The following is a 20,814-nucleotide window of genomic DNA, read 5'->3' as shown; positions in this document are numbered from 1 at the left end:
AACGGCCCTTTCAGACGTGACGAGGCCCGCGCCCGGAAACGTGTCCGTTCGTTGGCAAGAGGCCCGCGCCAAAGAGTCAGATTGTCAGGGTGTGGTCAGCGGTCGAGTGAATGGATCAGGTCGCCCACATACCCGGCGATCAGTGCGAATAGGATGCTGGCGGCGTCGCCTCCGCGTTCCTTCGCGCCTTCCATCGCCTCGGCCAACAGCGGGGCGAACACGTTGGCGAAGCCCTCGCAGAAGGCGATAGCGGCCTGTTGTGCGTCCTCGCTGGTGTCGTGGGCGTCCAGGTGCCAGCGCAAGCCGTACAGCACGCGCAGCGCCGCCAGTTGGCCGTCATGCTCAGCCAGGTGCAGGGCGTTGGGAGTCAGCATGGTGCGGCCTCCTTGATCGGCTGGGTGGGCGGCCGGCTGGTGGCGGGCAAAGGGCGGCAACAGGATGCCGCGTTCTTGGTAAAGGTTGGCCGAAGCGTTGGTCAAAACAATGAATTTCGCTGGAGTGCGGGTAGACAACAGACTCATGCCGACAGCCTCCTCGCATCGTTGGCCGGCAGGTCGAGGCGCTGGCGCTGGGCAGCGGCGAACACCAGCAGGGCCTGCTTGCGCTCGTCGTAGGGCACGCCCCGGCCGATCAGCACCATGTCCTGAGCCTCCAGCAGTTCGAGTAAGCGCAGCTCCTTGGCTGATAGGGCGTCACGGTCGAGCGGCGCAAAGTGGCCGGTCAGCGCCCAGTTGATCAGCTTGGCCTCGTTGGCGTAGTGGTGCGCTGCCGTACCCTTGCCTTCGGCCATGCGGGACAGGTTCACCATGTCACACACGCCCCGGAACCGTGCGCCGGCATCGTGGCGCGCCTTGCGCCAGTCGTCGGGCGGAGCGGTGCTCTGGATCAGGGCGTCTATCTGTTCGTCGCACCAGACGGCGAAGTCGACATCGAGCCACTGGGCAAAGCGCACCACCAACTTCGGGTGCAGCCAAGTGCCCTGAGCGTTACTAGATTTTCTGGTATCGCCACCACGCCGGGTTTTCATGAAGTGAGATTTTCCCACTTCATATTTGCGGCACAGGGCGTCCAGGTAACGTGCGGTTTCTGGTAAAGCCAGCCAATCGTTCGGGCGCTTGCCATAGCTGGCCGCAGCCTCGGTGGCGTTGAACCAGCCGTCTGCGGTGAAATGCACCGGCTGGTGTTCATACTCGAACGGGATGATTTTTTCGCTCATCGCTCGCACCTTAGGCCATGCGGGTGTGTTGCTGCTGTTCGACCCAGTTGAAGAACTTGGCTTCGTCGATCAGGATGCGGCGGCCCAGGCGGACGATAGCGCCGGCCTCGATCAGGCCATTACCTTGTACTTCGCCTTCGTGGGTGATGCGCGGGTTGGCTTTGAAGATCAGGCCACGCAGGGCGGCGGGGGTGAAAGCGGGATGCGCTTCAGAGAACTGATTGACGGTTTTGAGCTGGTTCATGTTGCCCTCACTGTGTTTGTGCTTGAGTGCACTGGTTAGTCAGTGAGGGCAGGATAAAAGCCCATTGGTAGGGCTTATAGATCGGGTGCCAGCAGGTAGAGTTGTGATGCTTGTAGGCGACGAATGTTTGCCTGCAGACGGGTCACTTTTTCTGTCTTAAATCCTCTGTCCAGCCGCTTGCAGTCTTGATGAACTGGTCGTAGCTCAGTTTCTTGCCGCTGGCCTTTGCAAATTCGGTCACTTGGTCCCGAATAGCCTTCAGCTTGGTCTGGTGTTTCATTCCGGCGGGCTGCCCCTCGTAGAGGTCGCGGCAGTAGTTGCGGATTGCTTGAAGCCCGTCTGACTTTGCTTTGCCGCCCTTCCTTGGCGTCGCGGCCTTTGTGTGCTCAGCCACGAGCAGGGCTAATTTTGACGCAGGGTCGCCTTCTTCCGCATAAGGCCGTAATAGGTCTAGTCTTTCATCGGCAGTCAGATTTTCGTAGTTTCCTACTAACTCATATGCAACCACGGAACGGTTTATACGCAGTAATTCCGATTCAGCCTCATCCAGCGCCGCCTTGGTGTTTTGATGAACAACCATGGTCTCAGCCGCCACATATAGCAGTTGGTCATAGGTGTATTCGGCTTGCATTAAAAGCTCGGCGTATCGATCAATTGCCTTGCGGCGCTCTGCCTTGGCAGAGGCCAATCTCTGCATCAATTTGCTCATCGTGGGCTGTTATCCATCTTGTCAGGCGGTCTTGTCGTCGTCCGCCTTGGTCGGTTTGGTCAGCATCAGCGCGGCAGCCTTCGCGGCGGCATCGCTCTTGTGTTCGTCCAGCAGGTGGCTGTACCTCTGCACCATGGACAGTGTCTTGTGGCCGAGTACGTCGGCCGTGGTGCGCAAGCCGGCACCGGACATGATGAGGAATGAGGCGGCGGTGTGGCGCATATCATGGAAGCGCACACCCACCAGTTCACACGCCTCTTTCAGCTTGCCCCATTGGTAGCGGTAGTTCGCAGGCTTCTTTGGATCGCTCGGGGCCGGAAAGACCAAGCTGGATCGCAAGAGGCGCACCTTGCTGTGCTCCGCCAACAACGACAACGCCGGCTCTACTAGCGGTAGCGTCCGACGCTCTCCGTTCTTGGTGTCGGACAAGTCGATGACGTGGCGCTCGAGGTCAACTTGGCTCCAAGTGGCACGAAGAATTTCGCCAGTGCGCGCCCCAGTGGTCAGCAGGATGGCTACGAACACCTTGAAGTCTGGCCGGCCATTCTGGTCGGCTTTCTCCAGCACCAGTGCGGCCTCCTCCTGACTGAGAAACCGTTCATTGCCCCTGCTCTCCCTCATCTTGGAAACGCGGTGGACCGGGTTGCTTTCCAGCCATTGCAGCTCTTTGACGCCATAAGCACAGACAGCCGACAACGCAGCCAAGTAGCGGTTAACGGTAGCGCCTGAGCGCGGCTGGTCCTTGAGCACGCGCTTACGCTCACCGTCCTCATCTCTCACCCAGACCATGCGGCCCTCGCTAGCGATCTCGTCGCGCACCTCGGCTATGCATGCCGGCGTCAGATCGGCCAAGGTGGCATGGCCTAAGCGCTCTTTCCACCAATCAAGCATGGAAGCGCGGTGCTGGCCGTCTTTGAGCCTGAGTAGTCCCACTGCACGGTAACGCTCAATCAACTCGGCCAAGGTGTGCCGCTTGGCGGCGCTCATGTGGAAGTGACGCCCCTCCTTGATGGCGGCCTCGATCTTGGCGGCCCATGCCTTGGCGTCGGTCAGGCGGTTGAAGGTCGCGGTTTCGACCGGGTAGCCCTTCTTTCGGACTTTTACCCGGTAACTGGTCACGCCGTCTGTGCTTACCCGCTTCTCGATGCTCGCCATGGTGTGCGCTCCTACCTGTCATGTAGCACATGGTAGCAAACACCAGCAAAAACCAGAACAACGGATTGCCAATCCCCGGTGTTTCTGGCGTTACATCCTTTGTTTTCAATGGTTACAGCTGTTGCCTGCTTGACCATGGGACACTAGCGGGGCACTGAGGGCGAAATCAGGGGGAGTAGAAGGCGTTTTTGGTGGCTGGTTGAAGTGTCCCGGCGGGGCAGTTGCTAGGGGCCGGAGCGGCGCTTAAGGGGCGCGGAATTGTGCCGGCTCATGCTGGTGTGTTTTGGCTCAGTGTCCCACCAGTGTCCCATGAGGGGTTTTTGGCAACAAAAAAGCGCCTTGCGGCGCTATCTTGATTCTTGCTGAAACCCTTTATTTATAAGGATTGGTGCCCCGGGCCGGGGTCGAACCGGCACGACCGAAGTCGAGGGATTTTAAGTCCCTTGTGTCTACCAATTTCACCACCGGGGCAATGACGCGGGCCCTGGCCCGGTCGAGCCGCGTACTGTACCACAGCCGCTAGCCGCTTGTCCCGGTCGTTCGAACGGTTTTAGCCGAATCGGGTTGCTGCCAGCACTTGCAGGTCGGCCGGGGTGTCGATGTCCTCCAGCACGCCGGCGTCGTCGACCGGCAGGAGTGTCACGCGTGCAGCATGGCGCTTCAGCAGCGGTTTGGCGCCGATGTCGCCGGAGAGCGCGATCAGCTCCTCGTAGTAGTCGCGGCCGAAACCGACCGGATGGCCGCGCACGCCGTTGAGACTGGGCGCGATGATGACATCGTGGCGCAAGCTTTCGGCCAATCTGGTCAGGGTGGATTCGGCGAGGTGGGGCATATCGGCCAGCGCAATCAACCAGCCGTCGACGTCGGGTCGCTGGCGCACGCCGTGGGCGAGGCTGTGGCCCATGCCGAGTGCGGCTTGGGGGCAGCGGGTGCTGGCGATGCCCTCGGCGGCCAGCAGCTCAGCTAGCACATCGTCGCCCTCTCTCAGCACCACCAGGGTGTCCGGCAGCACGGCACGCAGGCGGCGCGCGGCGATCAGCAGTAAAGGTTCGCCGTCGATCCGGGCGAAGCGCTTGTCGGCGCCGAAGCGGCGCGCCTGGCCTGCGGCGAGCAGCAGGCCGCACGGTCCGGTCAGCGCGGACATGCGGTGCTACGCTCGGTGACACCGACCGCACAGCTCGACGGCGCGCTGGTGCTGACCAGGCGGTTGCGCAGCTGCACCAGCTCGGCCAGGATGGCTACGGCGATCTCGGCCGGCGAGCGGCTGTGGATAGGCAGGCCGATCGGGGCATGCAGCCGGTCGAGCTGCTCCTCGCTCACATCCAGCGTCAACAGCCGGGCGCGGCGCGTCTCGGTGCTGGCCATCGAACCAATCGCGCCGATGTAGAACGCCTCGGTCTTCAGCGCCTCCATCAGCGCCATGTCGTCGACCTTGGGGTCGTGGCTGAGCGTGACGATGACGGTGCGCTTGTCGGGCCGGAACGCCAGCACCGCATCGTCGGGCATGCCATCGAGCCATTCGACCTCGCCGGCCTGCCAGTTGCGGCGCTGCTCCTCGCGCGGATCGTTCAGATACACGGCAAAGTCGAGCGCCGGGGCCATCTGTGCCAGGTATTCAGACACCTGGCCGGCACCGACGATCAACAGCCGCCAGCGCGGGCCGAACACCTGCACCAGCTCGTCGTCGCGAAAGCGGATCGAGACGTCAATCTCGGCAGGTTCGATGCGCGACTCGCCGGTGTGCAGATTGAGCCGGCGCTGTACCAGTCGGCGGCCGGTGACCGCATCGAGCAACAGGCGCAGCGCTGCCGCGTCACGTACGGGTTCAACCACCAGCTCCAGCGTGCCGCCACACGGCAGACCGAAGCGGCGCATTTCCTCGGCGCTGATACCGTAGCGCACCAGTTCGAGCTTGTCCGGGAAGGCGTCGGCAAAGCGACGCATCAGATCGTCCTCGATGCAGCCGCCGGACACCGAGCCGGTGAAGTCGCCGTCGGCGGTGATCGCAAACAGTGAGCCGAGCGGGCGCGGCGCCGAGCCCCAGTTGCGCACCACCGTTACGAGAGCCAGCCGCTTGCCCTGCTCTAGCCAGCTGACGGCGCTCTTCAATACCTGATAGTCGACTGTGTTCATCGTGACCTGCCTTGTATCCTGAATGCCTGTCGTCAGGCGGCTTGCCAAGCAAACCGGCTCAGGACAGGCACCGATGCAAACATCGGTCCTGTGGGAGAGCGCCCGGCGGGCAATACCCGCCGGGCGATCCAGTGCAAGGTTGGTCGAATGGTTTCCCTGCCACATCGGCCAACCCGGTGCTCTGCTGCTTAGCGCAAGGCCTTCACCGCGTCGGCGGTGACGTCGGCCGGCTGGCCGCCCCAGCTGGCGCGCAGGAAGTTGGCCAGCTGCGCCATTTCCTTGTCGGACAGCTTGCTGGCGAAGCCCGGCATTTCCTGCATCGCGCCGTTGTTCGGGAAGCGCTGCTCCTTGATGCCGTCGAGCGTCGCGACGATCAGGTTGCGTGGATCGGCGTTGCGCACCGTCGAGTTACCGTGCATCGCGACCGTCACGTTCGGCTTGCCCTCTCCCTCGCGGCCATGGCAGCCGGCGCACACCGCGGTGTAGAGCTGGCGCCCGGCGGTCAGCTCGGCGGCGTCGGCGCTCACGCTCTTCAGCGGTGCCGGTGCCGGCAGCTTGTCACCCATCAGGTAGGAGGCCATCGCGGTCAGGTCGGTCTTGCTCAGGTGCTGGCTGGACAGGTGGATCACCGGATACATCTCGCCATACGCCGAGCCCTGCGGCGCGATGCCGGTGGCAAAGAAGGTTTCCAGACCCTGGGCTGTCCAGCCGCGCGCGGCCAGGCCCATCGGCGTGATGTCCGGTGCGCCGATGCGGCCGAGCACACCACCGGTCAGCGGTTTGTCGAGATTAAGTTGGCCGAGTTGACCGCGCGGAGTATGGCACTCCGCACAGTGGCCGAGTGCACCGGCCAGATAGCGGCCGCGCTGCCAATTGACCGACTGGCCGGTCGACGCATCAGGCAGGCTGTCCTTCAGGAACAACATGTTCCAGAACATCACGCCGAAACGCAGGTTGAACGGGAAGTGTAGCTCGTCTTCCTTGTTCGGCACCTTGGCCGGTTTCAGGCTCATCAGGTAGGCGTACAGCGCGTCGGTATCCTCGCGCGACAGGCTGCGGTACGAGGTATACGGCATCGCCGGGTACAGGCGTTTGTTCGGCGTCACGCCCTCGTGTAGCGCCTTATAGAAGTCGTCGGCGCTCCAGTCGCCTATGCCGTGATCCTTGTCGGGCGTGATATTGGTGCCGTACAGCTTGCCGAACGGCGTCTCCAGCGCCACGCCGCCTGCGAACGGTGCGCCCCCCTCCTCCGCGGTATGGCAGGCGGCACAGTCGGCGGCACGGGCCAGATACTTGCCGCGCGCGACCTGTTCGGCCGATGCCGGCGTCGCCGCCTTGCTGCCGGTAGAGTCGGCCTGCACGCCGCAACCTGCCAGGGTCGCGGCCGCCAGGCCGATCAGCACGAAACGGAAGGGCTTGGCGATCATGCCTTGCCCCCTTTCACCAGACCCGGGGTGTTCATCACCACCTCCTTCACCGCCTCGTAGTAGCGCACGTAGCCGGTGCAGCGGCAGATGTGGTCGTTCAACGCGTCGGTGATGGTCTCCTCGACCTTGTCCTTGTCGACCGGCTGGCGCTTGAGCTTCTCGACCAGCACGGTGGCGGCGTTGACGAAACCCGGTGTGCAGTAGCCGCACTGGAAGCTGTAGTGCTCGAGGAAGGCCTGCTGGATCGGCGAGAGTTCGACCACCTCGCCCTTGTCGTTGCGCTTGGCGTGAGCTTCGACGGTACGAATCTTCTTGCCCTGGAAGAAATGCGCGCCAGTGATACAGGTGCGGATCTCCTCGCTGGTGCCGTCCGGGTTGTCGAGGATGGCCACGCAGGCGCGGCAGACGCCCTGCCCACAGCCCAGGCGCGAGCCGGTCAGCGCGACGTACTCGTGCAGAAAGTCGATCATCATCAGGCCTTCGGGCACCAGCAGCGGGCCGACGGCCTTGCCGTTGATGGTCAGCGAAAGCGGTTTGTTGGCAATGCTCATGCCAGAACCTCCTGGATTTTTTCGGGTGTTACCGGCAAGTCGGTGAAGCGATGGCCGATGGCGTGGGCGATGCCGTTCACGATGGCGCCGACCACCGGGATCATCACCACTTCGGCGATGCCCTTGGGCGGATCGGTCTCGGTGACCGGTGGCAGCACCTCGCCGGTCTGCTTCCACACCACCACGTCCTTGGCGCGCGGCACGTGATAGCGGTTGAAGTTCCAGGTGCCGTTGCCCGGTCCGTCCTCGTACAGCGGCAGAAACTCGTGCAAGGCGTGGCCGATGCCCATCGCCACGCCGCCTTGCAACTGGCCGGACACCAGCTGTGGCGACAACTGGCTGCCGCACTCCATGATCGAATGATGGTTGAGCACCTCGACCTTGCCGGACGCCTCGTGCACCGCCAGCTCGACCAGCGTCCCGACCGCGCTGTAATAGGTCACGGCAGCGTTATTCATCTGCACGTCAGGGATGTAGACCTTCTTGCGGTCGAGCACGTGATAGCCGCCGCGGGTAGCCGCCTTCGCCTTGTCGGCCGGCTTGGCGCCGCTACCGTACTTCAGCGACAGGCCATCGATCGGCAAGCGCACCGGCTTGCCGGCGATGTCGAAGTCGGCCTCGCTCCAGCGCCAGCGGTTGAACACGTGCACGGTCGCGCCGGTGACCAGGCCCAGCTCGTGCGCCTTCTTGACCAGTTGCTCGAACGGCAGTGCCTGCAGACCGCCGGCCGACAGCTTGCCGTCGACCCAGCGCGCGTCCTCGACGCGCACCACCAGCGGACCGGCCTGGCCGCCGCCGATGCCCTGCCCCCAGATCGCCATCGCCGCCGGCCACAGGCCGTGCATGAACACCACGCGCGCCGCCTCACGGGTGCTGTGGGTGTAGTAGAACGCCGAGTTAGTGGCGCTGGCCGGCGACGCGTACGCCGGCGACCAACGCGGGTTGGCCGACACCTTGTTCTGCTCGGCCTGGCTCATCAGGTAAGGGTTGCCACTGGTCACGACCGGTAGGTCGGCCCAGTCGGTGACGCCGAAGTGCGCATCGCCAGCCGGGAAGCCCAGCCACTTCGCCACAGCCAGCGCCTGCGAGGTGCTCATGCCGGTGCCGATCTCGTTGCCGGTGTGAAACAGGCTGATGGTCCCGTCCTCGCCGATCTCGACCTTGGCGAACGATGATTCGGCGCCGGTACCGAAGTCCTTCTGCACGCAGGCGAAGCCGACGCCGTAGCGCTGGCCCGGGTTCTTGGTGTCGAAATCGGCCTTCTTCTTCGCGCGGTTCGCCCAGATCGGGTGCACCTTGGCCTTTTCCATCACCTCGTCGGCGCGGATCGCGCCGGCTGGGATCGCTCCCTGGGTGTTCTTCATGCCGGACTTCAGCACGTTCTTCAGGCGGAAGTCGATCGGGTCCATGCCGAGTTTCTCGGCGATCTCGTCGACCGCCATCTCGGTGGCGGCCATCGACTGCAGCGTGCCATAGCCGCGCGCCGAACCGGCGTCGATCGCGCGCGAGGCAATCGCCACCGCGGCGAAGTCGTTCTTCGGGAAGTAGTACACCGACTGCGCGGCCGTCGCGCCGACCATCGCCACCGACGGCGAGAAGTTGGCACGACCGCCGCCGTTGGCCTCGAAGTCGCCCTTAAACGCCTGCATAAGGCCGGTCTTCTTATCGACCGCGATGCGGTAGTGCATCTTGAAGGCATGCCGCTTGATCGAGGTCTGGAAATGCTCGTAGCGGTCGAACGCGAGGCGCACCGGTTTGCCGTCGCCGTACAGCGCGCAGACGAGACCATAGAACGGCACGTTGTAATGGTCCTTGGAGCCGTAGCCGACGGTGAAACAGGGGTGCACGAACAACTGCTTGACCGGGAAACGCGCCTTGGCCCCGTTGATCAGCTCGGTAGCGCTCTCCACCACCTCGAGCGGGCCCTGGCTTGGCACGATCATGTGCAGCGCCTGGTTGGCGGCGTCGTACCAGCAGTTGGCATTGTCCGGCTCGAGTGCCGCAGTATCGATCGACTGGGTGTGGTACTCGCGGTCGAACACCAGCCAGTCGGCCGGCGGGTGGTCCAACTCGTCCTGGATCTTGCCAGCGTAGAACATACCCTGCTCGCCGAGCTTGCCGTGCTCCTGGCCATCCGGCCACACCGGCTGGTGCTTGCGCATCATGTTCGGGAACACCGGTGCGTTCTTCAGACTGGAAAACACGTCGTCGTCGAACGGCGTAGTGCCGCCGACGCGCACGAAGCGGAACGTCCCCCACGGGTCACGCTCGAGCGGGCCGGTGACGGCGCCGTAGCGGATGACTTCGTCGTGGAATTTGAGCGTGTCCTTGGCGAAACGAAACTTGGCAAACTCGTGATAGATCAGGATCGCCACCGCATGGCCGAGGTAGGCCGGGGTCTTGCCCTTGGGCAGCAGCATGTCCTCACCGTAGAACGCGGGGAACTTCACCCCGTCGCGCGCCAGATCCTCGGCGGTGACGATACGGTCGGGCTGCAGCTCGTCGCCGAGCAAGGTCAGGTCGAAGCCCTCGTAGCTGCGGTCTGCACGGGTCGCACGCAGGATGAACGCGTGCGACTGCTGATCGGGCCAGTGCGGCATGTCGCGCGCACGCGCATCGCGTGCGAACACCTTGGAACCGGTGACCTTGGCGATGCCGTCGATACGAAACTGGGCCTTGCCATCCTTGCCACTCCACTTGACCGGGGTGAGCAGTTTCTCTTCGAACAAAGCCGCGAATGCCTTGCCGCCGAGTGGGGCGACATACACCGACACTCCGGCGATCACGCTGGCCTTGAGAAAACTTCGACGCGAAAGGTCGAGTTTCGCCATGGATTTCTCCTTACAAAACTCGCGGCTATCTGCATAACCGCCCATCGGTGGCAGTTGTACAGATAGCCGCAAGAGACCCTGTCTAGGCGTAGGACGTGGGCAGCTATAAAATCTTAATGTTAAGATAATTTACCAAACCAAGCAAGATATAACCATAGTTACTACCATTCTTGCTAACACTTGCCCTGACCATCGCGACACGCGCCTACCCGGCGGATTCCGACCGACACCAATGGGCCGTTAACAATTGAAAACACATTGCCTGGCCCTCTACACACTTGCTTAACAGCGCTGACGGATAACACAAGTACCCATCCCCGACAGCAACGGAGCACGCCATGTACACACAGTTTTTCCAGCTTAGTCGACTGGTTATCGGTGTGCTGGGCGCGACCACCGTCACACTTGCCATGCCGTGCCGTGCCGACAGCAGCACGCTTCACAAACCGACCGATGCGCTAGCGTCGTTGACCCGGATCGAGCGCATGAGGCGGCTTGGCCCCCCGTCGGTGCACGCAACGGAACGGCCGTCGGTGACATTGCACGCAGGAACTCCGCACTCAGGCCGGCTGCAGCCAACTGCCCTGTGGCCGAATCAGAAGATCATCCTGTCAGCTAGCCTTAAGAAGGAGATCGGACGCCCACTGGGGTGAGCAGCCATGGGCAAAGGAGAGTTCCATGAAATGGCTCAGTTATCTGGTACTTGGCGCGGCCTTGCTCGGCCCACTGGCCGCGCCGCAAGCCGAAGCGCACGGCCACACCCACGTCGTCATCGGATTCGGGGTCGGCCCGATCTGGGGGTTTGGCCCATACCCTTACTACCCGCCACCGTATTACTACCCACCGCCGGCCGTAGTGGTTACCACTCCGCCGGTATACGTACAGCAACAGGACGCACCGTCCGAGCCGGGCAGCAGTAACTACTGGTACTACTGCAATAACCCGCAAGGCTATTACCCCTATGTCAAGACTTGCCCAGCCGGATGGCAACAGGTCACGCCGCAGCCGCCACAATGAACGAGACATGAAAGATGAACCGTAAACTACTGCTGAGCGCGCTATGCCTGCCAGTGCTGGCCGCCTGTACCACGGTACCCACCGGGCCGAGCGTGATGGCGCTGCCCGGCAATAACAAGAGCTTCGAGCAGTTCCGCCAGGACGATATGGAATGCCGCCAATACGCGCTGTATCAGGGCGGGGGGCAGACCGCCAACAACAACGCGGTCAATAGCGGCCTAGCCAGTGCTGCGGTCGGCACTGCAGTCGGTGCGGCAGCCGGCGCCTTGCTCGGCGGCAACCATCAAGGCGCACAGGCCGGCGCCGGCGCCGGCCTGCTGCTTGGCAGCGCTGCCGGCACCGGTAGCGCACAAGCCGCCGGTGCGATGACGCAACGCCGATACGACAACAGCTACGTGCAGTGCATGTATGCCAAGGGAGAGAAAGTGCCGGTGTATGGCGGCATGGGCAGCCGTGGCGATTATGGCTACGGCGGCTACCCGCCGCCCCCGCCGGGCAGCTATCCGCCGCCGGCTAACTACGGCTACCCGCCTCCACCTGGCAGCTATCCACCTCCACCACCTTATTACCACTGAGTGGTTTGAGCCCGACGGGCTGCCCGCTCTCGCTAGCGTGCGGCGGAGCGGACCGGTGGCGAAGTCCGCCGGGCTTCCTTAACACACGACAAAGCCCCGAACATTCGGGGCTTTGTCCATTCTGAGCGATGCCGCGATCAGTTCGCGCGGCGTGCCTCGATCCAGGCGGTGTCGCTGCTGAACGAGTCGTCGGCGGTGACGGCAAAGTAGTCGCGAGCCTCGCGCGTCAACGCCGCAAAGGTTTCACGCAGCGCCGCTACCCGGCCCGGCGGCGTGCCGATGCGCACCACCCAGCTGTCGAACGCCAGCGGCAGCTTCCAGCTATCGCTGCCCTGCACGTCGAGACCCGCCGCCGTCAGCATCGCACGCCATTCCGACACCCGGTAGTCGCGCACATGCGAAGCGTCGCGCAGCAGCTCGATAGTCTGTAGCACCGTGTCGTAGAGCGGTGTCTCCGGCGCGACAACGTCGATCACCACCAGCGTGCCGCCCGGTGCCAGCACCCGTGCCGCCTCGGCGAGCGCCCGGCCCATGTCGAGCCAGTGATGCGCCGAAAAGCGCGTCACCACCAGGTCGAACTCGCCGTCGGCGAACGGTAGCGCCTCGACCGGCCCCTGTAGGGTGGCGATCTGGCTATGACCGCGTTCCGTCGCCGCAGTGGCCACCACCGCCAGCATCTCGGCCGACAGGTCGTAGGCGACCACGGCGCGGGCGCCCCCCGCCGCTACCGCGAAACTGGCGTGGCCGGCCCCACAGCCCAGATCCAGCACGCGCTCCGGCCCCAGCCGTTTGGCCAACGCTGTGAGGCGCGCCAGATCGGTGCCTTGCGCGTGCACGGTGCTGCTCAGGTAGTTGCGGGCGGTATTGCCGAATTGCTGCTGCACCAGATTCTGCAGATCCATCGAGAATTCCTTCCTGGGTTGAACGGTGACGATGAAGCCAGCATAGGCACGGCAAAATACTGGAACAAGACTGCACCCTATCCTAGTATTTGGCACTACCCGTCAGCGAGTTTCCCATGTCCAACAACCTTGGCGAATTCATCCGCAAACACCGCGAGCGGCTGCGCCCAGAAGACGCCGGCGTGCGCGCCATCGGCCGGCGTCGCACCCCCGGGCTGCGCCGCGAGGAGCTGGCGCAGCTGTGCGCGGTCAGCCCGACCTGGATCACTTGGCTGGAACAAGGCCGGCCGGTGTCGCCGTCGCCGGACACGCTGGCCAGGCTGGCCGAAGCACTACAGCTGACCGCGGCCGAACGCCACTACCTGTTCACGCTGGCCGGCAAGCTAGACCCGGCCAGCGAGCCGGAGCGCAACAGCGCCGCCGATGCGGTACTGCGCAGCGTCGCCCAGATCAGCACGCCAGCCTACGTGCTCGACCGGCAGTGGAACGCGCTGGCCTGGAACGACGCCGCCGCCGCGCTGTTCACCGGCTGGCTGGACCGTGGCGAGGCCGCCCCCAATCTGCTCGCGTTCACCTTCCTGTCACCGGTAGCGCGCACGCTGATTGACGACTGGCCGTACCGGGCGCGCCGGCTGGCGGCGGAGTTCCGCGCCGACTGCGGCCGCCATATCGACGACGCGGCGATCGAGGGGCTGGTCGCCCAGCTCGCTGCCGCCAGCGCCGACTTCGCCGCATTCTGGCAGGACTATGACGTGACCGAGCGCGCAGGCGGCTTGCGGCTATTCCATCATCCCGAACACGGCCGGCTGGCGTTCGAGCAGGCCACCTTCTACCCGGCCACCCGGCGCGACCTGAAGCTGGTGATGTTGCTGCCGGTCACCGAACCCTGAGAGCCTATTCATCTCTTGCTGCGTATCCCTGATCGGGGCTCATGCGCGGCCCTTCACCCCGCCAAGGGCCACTCGCGACAGATTCTGAACAGACTCTAAGCCGGTTCAGCCCGGCAGCGGCCCGACATAGGCGGCACGCGGGCGGATCAGCTGCCCGTCGGCGCGTTGTTCCAACGCATGGGCGATCCAGCCTATTGCCCGGCCGCAGGCAAACAGCCCGAACGCCGTCCCTTCCGGCAGGCACAGATGCCGGCGCAGCACCACCAGTGCGAAATCGATCGACGGGCGCTGGCCGGTCAGCTGCTCGACCGCATCGACCAGCGCCTGCCAGTGCGGCCGCTGCGGCAGGATGCCAGCCAGCAACTGCGCCGCCCGCACATCGCCGTCCGGATAGAGCGGATGGCCAAAGCCCGGAAGCTTCTCGCCGCGCTCCAGCCGCCGCCTGAGCAGGGACAGCGGCTCGGCGGTGTCGCCCAGCTCGTCCCAGAATGCCTCGATCCGCGCCGTCATCCCGCCGTGCCTACCGCCGGACAACGCCGCCAGCCCTGCGATCAGCACCGCGCGCAGGCTGGCGCCGGTCGACGCGACGCAGCGGGCGGTAAAGCTCGATGCATTCAGCTCGTGATCGGCACACAGGATCAGCGCCTGACGGACCAGCGCCGCGCCCGCAGCGTCGAGCTCCCAGGCCGCCGCGCACTGCGCATGCAGCGGCGCACCGCTGACCGGCGCGCCGAGCAGGCAGGCGAACAGCACCCGCAGCAACTCTCCCCAGCCGGCCGCCTGCCGCTGCGCATCCTGCTGCCACACCGCGGTCGCGTCGTCGCCGCTTGCCACCACGAACAACGGCAGCAGCGCCTGTTGCGGCCCCTGTCCGGCGTAGGACGGCGCCAATGCCTGGTAGGCGGCCGGCAACGGCGGCGGCTCGGCGCCGAACGCCCAGTCCTCCGGACACTGCCACAGCCGGGCGGCGACCGCCTCGACGCTGGCGGATTCGGCCAAACGTGTGGCGTCCTCGCCGCGGTAGTAGAGCCGCCCGCCCAGGATCAGCGTGATCGCCGACTCCAGCACAGGCGTCCCCCAGTCGAGCGCGGCCTTCGCCACCTCCTTCGGCTTGCGGCCACGGGCGCGCTGGGTGGCCAGCCGCTCCACCTCATCGCGGCGATAGCGGCGCTCGCGCGGATCGTCGGCGTCGTGCGCTCGCAGCAAGCCCCGGCTGACGTAGGCGTACAGGGTCTGGCGGGACACGCCGAGCCGTTCGGCGGCCTCGGCGGCAGACAGATAGGGGGACATTGGACAGGCTCCAGACTCGATAACTTGATTATATTAATCAAGATTGACGATTTATTCGTGCAGACCTGTAAATGGATGGGTCACCCCGCAAGGAGTCCCCCATGAACACCTCCCCAATCCAGGCGCTGACCGAGCTGTGGCAAGCCGCCGGCCTCGATCCCGCCGCGCTCGATCATGTCCGGCTCACCGGTCACGACCCGGTACTGCCATCCTCGTTCGCGGTCGGCACCGCGGCCCAGGCCAGCATCGCCGCCGCCGGACTCGCCGCCGCCAGCCTGTGGCAGCAGCGCGGCGGCGCGTGGCAGCAAGTGGCGGTCGACATGCGCCACGCCGCCGCCGAATTTCGCAGCGAACGCTATCTGCGCGTCGACGACGCCCCGTCGCCCGAACTGTGGGACGCGATCGCCGGTGCCTACCGCTGCGGCGACGGGCGCTGGGTGAGGCTGCACACCAATTTCCCGCACCATCGCGACGGGGTGCTGGCGCTGCTAGGCTGCGCGCACGATCGCGCCAGCGTCGCCGCAGCCCTGCAAGATTGGAACGCACAAGCCTTCGAAGACGCCGCCGCCGAGCACGGCCTGGTGGTGGCGATGCTGCGCAGCTTCGACGAGTGGGACGCCCATCCGCAGGGCCGGGCACTGGCCGGCCTGCCGGTATTCACCCTGGAGAAGATCGGCGACGCGCCGCGCAAACCGTTGCCGCCGTCGGCGCGCCCGCTTTCCGGCGTCCGGGTGCTGGACCTGACCCGCATCATCGCCGGGCCGGTCGGTGGTCGCACGCTGGCCGCCCACGGCGCCGACGTGCTGCTGGTCACCTCGCCGAAACTGCCGTCGATCGTGCCGCTGGTGATCGACACCGGTCGCGGCAAGCGCTCCTGCCAGCTGGACCTCACCGACGCCGCCGGCCACGCCACGCTCGCCCATCTGATCGGCGACGCCGACGTCTTCGTTCAGGGCTACCACCCCGGCGGGCTGGATCGACTCGGATTCGCCCCCGCAACACTGGCCGAACGGCACCCCGGCATCGTCTATGTATCGCTGTCGGCCTACGGCCACGTCGGGCCCTGGGCCGGGCGGCGCGGCTTCGACTCGCTGGTCCAGACCGCCAGCGGCTTCAACCACGCAGAAGCCCAGGCGGCCGGCCAGGACGAACCGCTACCGCTGCCAGCCCAGGCGCTCGACCACGCCGCAGGCTATCTGATCGCACTCGGCACGATCGCCGCGCTGCACCACCGCGCCCGCGAAGGCGGCAGCTGGCATGTGCGCGTATCGCTGGCGCAGACCGGGCTATGGCTGCGCCGACTTGGCCGCATCGATCGCGGGATTGCCGCTCCCGACCCCACTCTGGCGATGGTGCAAGACTTGCTGGAAGACTGCCCATCGGGATTCGGCCCACTGCGCGCAATGAGCCACGCCGCCCAGCTATCGGAGACGCCAGCCCGCTGGACTCTGCCTTCGGTAGCGCTCGGCCACGACCATGCTGAATGGTTGACTCACCAACGCTAGAAATGAATAAGGGCTCTTAGCAAAAACCTGCGAAACGTCTTGGCTAGGCACTCGACCGTAAAATCGAGGCCTAGCCGAATTTTCCGCGCGACAACAGCTAAAAGGGATACCGCCAAGCATAGCGACCATCCAGAGAAGACTTTACGGCCTTCAATAGAACGCCCCGCTGGCTAAGATCCGTTAACAAAACTCAGTGCAACGTCTACGGCAAGGCGTGCCGACCCAGACAGCACAAGTAGTACGGCAAGGAAGCGCAACGCCGCAGCAGGATTTTTGCCAGCAGCGCTTAATGCCCATGACTTAGAGTCGCTAACAAAACACAGCGAAGCAGCCTTGGCAAGACGTGCGGCCGCAGACAGTACAAGTAGTACGGCAAGGCCGCATAACAACGCCAGGGGGTTTTGTTAGCAGCCCTTAAGGTGGATTCAAGACCCGAGTAAATGCCACAGCAGGTAGAGCAGCCCCCCACCGAATACCAGCACGTACAAAACAACCACTAACGCCCCATTCCTCAGCCAGGTTTTGAAACGCGCCAGCCAAGCCTTTGCCCGTACCTGGCTTTCCTCCCTAGCCTGAGCTGGCATTAGCCGTAACGCCAGCCAGATTACCCCCGCCACAATCAACGCATCGTCGATCATCCCCACCAGCGGGATGAAATAGGAAGCCAAATTGACCGGACTCAACAGATATGCCACGCCAAGCAGGCATAGCCCCCGCACGTACCATGGCGTTGCCGGATGACGAAATGCAAAAGCCAGCGTGACGATATCGAGCCGAATCAAACCGGCCCAGCCACCCAGTTTCCGGAATAGTGCCATTTCTCCCATTCCAAATTGTTAAAATGTATTGCTAATATTGACCCAGCAGAAAAGACTGGCTAAATTCACAAAAAACCCAACAGGAAAACAAATGGACCTCAGCACCCTCGATTACACCCAGCTGCTCGACCTGAAAGCCCAGCTGGAGCGCGAAATCAATGCCCGCCAAACCGAAGAAAAAGCCAATGCCAAGCGCCAGATCCTGGACCTGGTCAAAACCTACGGCCTGACCATCGAAGAAGTACTCAGCAAGCCGGCCACCGCTTCGCGCAAGCCGGTCGAAGCCAAATACCGCAATCCGGACGATGCCAGCCAAACCTGGAGCGGCCGCGGTCGCAAACCGGCTTGGGTACAGCAGTACGTCGATGCCGGTTTCAAACTCGAAGACCTGGCCATCTGATCCCTGCTTCAGACTAGCGCACAAACGGTGCGTTCCAAAAAGCCTCCCAATCGGGATAATGCCGTTCACTTAAGCCGTTCAGTCCGGATTTTAGCTTCGAAGAACGCTTGGAAGTAACAAAAAAGCACCGTTTTTCCACCTTGGTGGGCGGTGCTTTTTCCTTAAGTGAACGGCATTACTCCCAATCGGGAGGCTTTTTTCGTTGAAACGAGCCGTCTTGGCTTGACCCTGTCCGCAATATCTAGCCGATATCGTCGGCAACAGGGCAGATAGCGAATTGCACCGGTTTAGAGCCTGTTCAAAGTCCTTTTTCGGCGGTGGCCGGCTCCTGCCGACCGGGGCCTGGGCTACTCGGCACGAGCAATTCGACACACAAGCCCTCCTCTGGCCTGCTTTTCGCCGTTATACGCCCCCCGTGCGCCTCCAGCACGCGGTGGGCAATCGCCAGCCCTAGCCCATGGCCATCGGCATCGCGCCGGGTCTCTCCGCGCCAGAACGGCTCGAACACCGCTGCCAACTCAGCAGGGGTCATGCCCGGCCCCTCGTCGAGCACACAGATTCGGGTCCAGCCTTCTTCCTGCCCCAGCGTCACCGTCACCTTGCTGGCGTCCGGCGAATAGCGCAGCGCATTGCGCACGACGTTCTCCACCGCGCGGTGCAACAGCAGATAGCGACCTGCCTGCGGCACACCGTCGGCCACCAGCAGTTCGATGCGCTGGCTGCGCGCCGCCGCTCCGAAGCGGGCATCGTCGACCACATCGATCAACAGCTCGGCCATGTCGAACGTCTCGCTCTCGTCGCCATCCACCTGTACCTCAAGCCGGGAGAGTGTCAGCAGCTCGCCGACCAGCCGCTCCATCCTCACGGCCTCGCGCTCGATCCGCGCCAGCGAGTCGGCCGCGCGCACCGGCTGCTGTTGCATCAGGTCTATCGCCAACTGCAGTCGTGCCCGCGGCGAGCGCAGCTCGTGCGAGACGTCGTACAGCAGGTGACGCTGACCATCCATCAGCAGGCGAATCCGAGCCGTCATCCCCTGAAAGTCGTGGGCCAAATCGGCCAGCTCATCACGGCGACGCAACAGTTCTCCCCTCGGCTCGGCGTGCAGATCACCCGATGCCACCGCCGCACAGGTCTGACGCAGCCGATCGATAGGCGTGGCAAAATGGCGCGCCAGCAGCACGCTGAACAGCAGGCTGACCAGCGAACCGGCCAACAGCGGCTCCCAAGGCAGGAAGTACGGCGGATGAGAGGGAGGCGGTCCAGGCATGGGAGGGAGGGAGCCCCGCCTCGGGCGGTGCCGGCATAACCGCGTGGAAGATCGCCTGATGCTTGAGCCAGAACAGCCCGCTGACCAGCAACACCACGGTCAGCTGCGCCAGGCAGAAGGCAAGGAAAAACTTGCGGAACAGGCGCCCCATTCACACCTCGATCAACTGGTAGCCCACCCGATAGACCGTACGGATGCACGTTTCCTCGCCGGACTGTGGCGCCAGTTTCTGGCAAAGATTGCTGACATGGGTGTCGAGGCGGCGGTCGAACCGCTCCAAGGGCCGCCCCAGTCCTTCAGCCGACAGCTGCGCCTTGCTGACCACCTGACCGACATGGCGTGCCAGATGCTAGAGAATATTGAATTCCGTGCAGGTCAAAGCCAGCGCCCTGCCCGCCCATTCGGCACGGCGCTGGGCTGGCCACAACGTCAAGCGCCCGACTTCCAGCGGCGGGCTGGCCGGCGACAGAGCTTTACCGATTGCACTATGGCGCAGAATCGCCCGCAACCGGGCCACCAGCTCGCGTGCCGAACAGGGCTTGGCCACATAATCGTCCGCACCCAATTCCAGGCCGACGACCCGATCGATGTCGCTACCGCGCGCGGTCAGCATCAACACGGGCATCTCGCCCTCTTCGCGGATCCGGCGCAGGACCTCGATGCCGCTCAGCCGTGGCAGCATGGTATCGAGCACCACAATCGGCGGGCGCTCTTGGCGCATTAGACAGAGCGCCGCTTCGCCATCGTGCGCCACGATCACCTCGAACGCTTCCTGCATGAGATAGTCGCGCAACATTTCCACCAGTTCGACGTCGTCGTCGACCAGCAATACCTTTGCCATGCTCATGATAATCCGATGAAAAACGGTGGGCACACCCACTGGCTGGCAGCCCACCGCCCCGATTTAGCTGCTGGTATTGACCAGCTGGCCGACCGTCGACGTGGTGGAGCTGGCCTGACGGCTGCTCAGATTGCTCACCAGTGTCTGCAAGAACGCCTGCAGATCGGTCGACGAACTGCTGCTTGTCGAACTGCTGCTGGTAGAACTGCCGCCATTGGCACTCTGGATCGCGGACTCCAGGCTCGGGAAATCGGACTGCAGTTGTACCCAAGGCACTGCTCTGCGACGAGCTGCTGCCACTGCTCGACGAGCCAAGCGTGCTGAACAAGTCATGCATAAAGGTAGGCAACGCCGCCATCGGGTTTTGCGATGACGAGCTGCTGCTCGTGCCGCTCACCGCATCACTGCTGCCACTCGACTGACCGCCGTCATTCGGCGGCGGTGGCGGTGGCTGCATCGAAAAGCCAATCTGGCTAAGCGCCGCCTGCAGACTTTGCATAAAGTCGCTGCCGCTGATGCTCTGGTCGCTTTGGCTGCCGCTGACTTGATTGCTGCAACTGTCCTTCGTTGCACTGCTGCTCGTACTGCTGGTCAGGCTGGTATAAAGCGAGCTGCCGATGCTGGAAATACTCATGATCACTCCTAGGCAGATAATTATTGGCACTAGCCGGCATGACCTCCCGTCATACCGTCCCGGCCGCTCGAGATTTACTCTCCGCGATCCGCGGCGCCCTGCTTTAGCAAGATACAAGCCAGAATCGGCCAGGATGTCCTTGCAAAGATGCAAAGAATTGTCAGGAATCGTGGGGATATGCAAAGGAGCCGACAAGACTGGGTAAACCGGTCGACCTGCCTGAATTCAATTCGTCGGAGCAAATAGCGCCACCGGAAAAAGATAGCAGTAATTACCGCCTCCTCATCGGTAATAGCGATGACGGATACCCGAATAAAGACAAGGAGTTATTGTTTCAGCCAAAGGCGCCATGCCATCCGGGTGCGGCAACTATTGCCGCCACGACACCGGCGTGTTCGACCAACATTGC

General features: G+C 63.7%; 23 protein-coding genes and 1 tRNA gene. 6 read left to right on the top strand and 18 right to left on the bottom strand.

The annotated features are described in order from the left end of the window. Nucleotides 1–95 precede the first annotated feature (95 nt). From QU481_RS03845 to QU481_RS03795, 11 genes are all read right to left on the bottom strand, one after another. Nucleotides 96–521 (bottom strand): hypothetical protein, encoded by a 426-nt coding sequence (locus QU481_RS03845; RefSeq protein ID WP_289828569.1) that lies wholly within the window; start codon nt 519–521, stop codon nt 96–98. Then, entirely contained in the window at nt 518–1,216 is a 699-nt protein-coding gene (locus QU481_RS03840) for a KilA-N domain-containing protein (RefSeq protein WP_289828568.1), read from the bottom strand. The genes QU481_RS03845 and QU481_RS03840 overlap by 4 nt, the downstream gene beginning before the upstream one ends. A 10-nt stretch (nt 1,217–1,226) precedes the next feature. Then, on the bottom strand, nt 1,227–1,460 hold the full coding sequence (locus QU481_RS03835) for a hypothetical protein (RefSeq protein WP_289828567.1): 234 nt from the start codon (nt 1,458–1,460) through the stop codon (nt 1,227–1,229). A 142-nt stretch (nt 1,461–1,602) separates the two neighbouring features. Next, nucleotides 1,603–2,169 (bottom strand): hypothetical protein, encoded by a 567-nt coding sequence (locus tag QU481_RS03830; RefSeq protein WP_289828566.1) that lies wholly within the window; start codon nt 2,167–2,169, stop codon nt 1,603–1,605. Nucleotides 2,170–2,190: 21 nt separating this feature from the next. After that, entirely contained in the window at nt 2,191–3,324 is a 1,134-nt protein-coding gene (locus QU481_RS03825; RefSeq protein ID WP_289828565.1) for a tyrosine-type recombinase/integrase, read from the bottom strand. 386 nt (nt 3,325–3,710) lie between these two features. Continuing rightward, nucleotides 3,711–3,795: transfer RNA gene (locus QU481_RS03820), tRNA-Leu, on the bottom strand. 79 nt (nt 3,796–3,874) lie between these two features. Continuing rightward, nucleotides 3,875–4,468: a nucleotidyltransferase family protein gene (locus QU481_RS03815; RefSeq protein ID WP_289828564.1), complete on the bottom strand. Its 594-nt coding sequence runs from the start codon at nt 4,466–4,468 to the stop codon at nt 3,875–3,877. Next, nucleotides 4,456–5,457 (bottom strand): XdhC family protein, encoded by a 1,002-nt coding sequence (locus tag QU481_RS03810; protein WP_289828563.1) that lies wholly within the window; start codon nt 5,455–5,457, stop codon nt 4,456–4,458. The genes QU481_RS03815 and QU481_RS03810 overlap by 13 nt, the downstream gene beginning before the upstream one ends. A gap of 188 nt (nt 5,458–5,645) precedes the next feature. Then, nucleotides 5,646–6,884, bottom strand: coding sequence for a cytochrome c (locus QU481_RS03805; RefSeq protein ID WP_289828562.1), 1,239 nt, complete (start codon nt 6,882–6,884; stop codon nt 5,646–5,648). Continuing rightward, the gene (locus QU481_RS03800; protein WP_289828561.1) at nt 6,881–7,435 is read right to left on the bottom strand and encodes a (2Fe-2S)-binding protein; all 555 of its coding nucleotides are present in this window, start codon (nt 7,433–7,435) and stop codon (nt 6,881–6,883) included. Before QU481_RS03800 ends, QU481_RS03805 begins: the two co-directional genes overlap by 4 nt. Continuing rightward, nucleotides 7,432–10,266: a xanthine dehydrogenase family protein molybdopterin-binding subunit gene (locus tag QU481_RS03795; RefSeq protein ID WP_289828560.1), complete on the bottom strand. Its 2,835-nt coding sequence runs from the start codon at nt 10,264–10,266 to the stop codon at nt 7,432–7,434. Before QU481_RS03795 ends, QU481_RS03800 begins: the two co-directional genes overlap by 4 nt. A gap of 338 nt (nt 10,267–10,604) precedes the next feature. Between QU481_RS03795 and QU481_RS03790 the strand changes: the two genes are divergently transcribed. From QU481_RS03790 to QU481_RS03780, 3 genes are read left to right on the top strand one after another with little or no spacing between them, the layout of a single operon-like run. Beyond that, nucleotides 10,605–10,919, top strand: coding sequence for a hypothetical protein (locus QU481_RS03790; protein WP_289828559.1), 315 nt, complete (start codon nt 10,605–10,607; stop codon nt 10,917–10,919). A gap of 25 nt (nt 10,920–10,944) precedes the next feature. Continuing rightward, complete coding sequence (locus tag QU481_RS03785) at nt 10,945–11,283, top strand: hypothetical protein (RefSeq protein ID WP_289828558.1); 339 nt, start codon at nt 10,945–10,947, stop codon at nt 11,281–11,283. Nucleotides 11,284–11,297: 14 nt separating this feature from the next. Next, nucleotides 11,298–11,858, top strand: a complete 561-nt coding sequence (locus QU481_RS03780; RefSeq protein WP_289828557.1) for a glycine zipper family protein — start codon at nt 11,298–11,300, stop codon at nt 11,856–11,858. A gap of 137 nt (nt 11,859–11,995) precedes the next feature. Here the strand turns inward: QU481_RS03780 and QU481_RS03775 are convergent, their stop codons facing one another. After that, nucleotides 11,996–12,760: a class I SAM-dependent methyltransferase gene (locus QU481_RS03775; protein WP_289828556.1), complete on the bottom strand. Its 765-nt coding sequence runs from the start codon at nt 12,758–12,760 to the stop codon at nt 11,996–11,998. A gap of 116 nt (nt 12,761–12,876) precedes the next feature. Between QU481_RS03775 and QU481_RS03770 the strand changes: the two genes are divergently transcribed. Then, nucleotides 12,877–13,650, top strand: coding sequence for a helix-turn-helix transcriptional regulator (locus QU481_RS03770; protein WP_289828555.1), 774 nt, complete (start codon nt 12,877–12,879; stop codon nt 13,648–13,650). A 105-nt stretch (nt 13,651–13,755) separates the two neighbouring features. On the opposite strand, the gene QU481_RS03765 is transcribed toward QU481_RS03770, so the two are convergent. After that, the gene (locus QU481_RS03765; RefSeq protein WP_289828554.1) at nt 13,756–14,940 is read right to left on the bottom strand and encodes a citrate synthase family protein; all 1,185 of its coding nucleotides are present in this window, start codon (nt 14,938–14,940) and stop codon (nt 13,756–13,758) included. 101 nt (nt 14,941–15,041) lie between these two features. Between QU481_RS03765 and QU481_RS03760 the strand changes: the two genes are divergently transcribed. Beyond that, the gene (locus QU481_RS03760) at nt 15,042–16,445 is read left to right on the top strand and encodes a CoA transferase (RefSeq protein ID WP_289828553.1); all 1,404 of its coding nucleotides are present in this window, start codon (nt 15,042–15,044) and stop codon (nt 16,443–16,445) included. Between the two features lie 425 nt (nt 16,446–16,870). Here QU481_RS03760 and QU481_RS03755 read toward each other — a convergent pair whose 3' ends face one another. Continuing rightward, nucleotides 16,871–17,263: a YkvA family protein gene (locus tag QU481_RS03755; protein WP_289828552.1), complete on the bottom strand. Its 393-nt coding sequence runs from the start codon at nt 17,261–17,263 to the stop codon at nt 16,871–16,873. Nucleotides 17,264–17,354: 91 nt separating this feature from the next. Here QU481_RS03755 and QU481_RS03750 point away from each other — a divergent pair, with 91 nt between their 5' ends. After that, a complete protein-coding gene (locus QU481_RS03750) occupies nt 17,355–17,663 on the top strand; it encodes an H-NS histone family protein (protein ID WP_289828551.1) in 309 nt (102 codons plus the stop codon). A 298-nt stretch (nt 17,664–17,961) separates the two neighbouring features. Here QU481_RS03750 and QU481_RS03745 read toward each other — a convergent pair whose 3' ends face one another. The 4 genes from QU481_RS03745 to QU481_RS03730 form a co-directional block, all read right to left on the bottom strand. Further along, entirely contained in the window at nt 17,962–18,930 is a 969-nt protein-coding gene (locus tag QU481_RS03745) for a HAMP domain-containing sensor histidine kinase (protein ID WP_289828550.1), read from the bottom strand. 151 nt (nt 18,931–19,081) lie between these two features. Next, nucleotides 19,082–19,276 (bottom strand): helix-turn-helix domain-containing protein, encoded by a 195-nt coding sequence (locus tag QU481_RS03740; RefSeq protein ID WP_289828579.1) that lies wholly within the window; start codon nt 19,274–19,276, stop codon nt 19,082–19,084. A 3-nt stretch (nt 19,277–19,279) separates the two neighbouring features. Next, complete coding sequence (locus tag QU481_RS03735) at nt 19,280–19,771, bottom strand: response regulator transcription factor (protein ID WP_289828549.1); 492 nt, start codon at nt 19,769–19,771, stop codon at nt 19,280–19,282. A gap of 63 nt (nt 19,772–19,834) precedes the next feature. Beyond that, nucleotides 19,835–20,047 (bottom strand): hypothetical protein, encoded by a 213-nt coding sequence (locus QU481_RS03730; RefSeq protein WP_289828548.1) that lies wholly within the window; start codon nt 20,045–20,047, stop codon nt 19,835–19,837. Between the last annotated feature and the right edge of the window lie 767 nt (nt 20,048–20,814).

The organism is Crenobacter oryzisoli (assembly GCF_030385785.1).
GTDB lineage: Bacteria > Pseudomonadota > Gammaproteobacteria > Burkholderiales > Chromobacteriaceae > Crenobacter_A > Crenobacter_A oryzisoli.
This window is presented reverse-complemented; position numbering and strand designations above follow the sequence as displayed.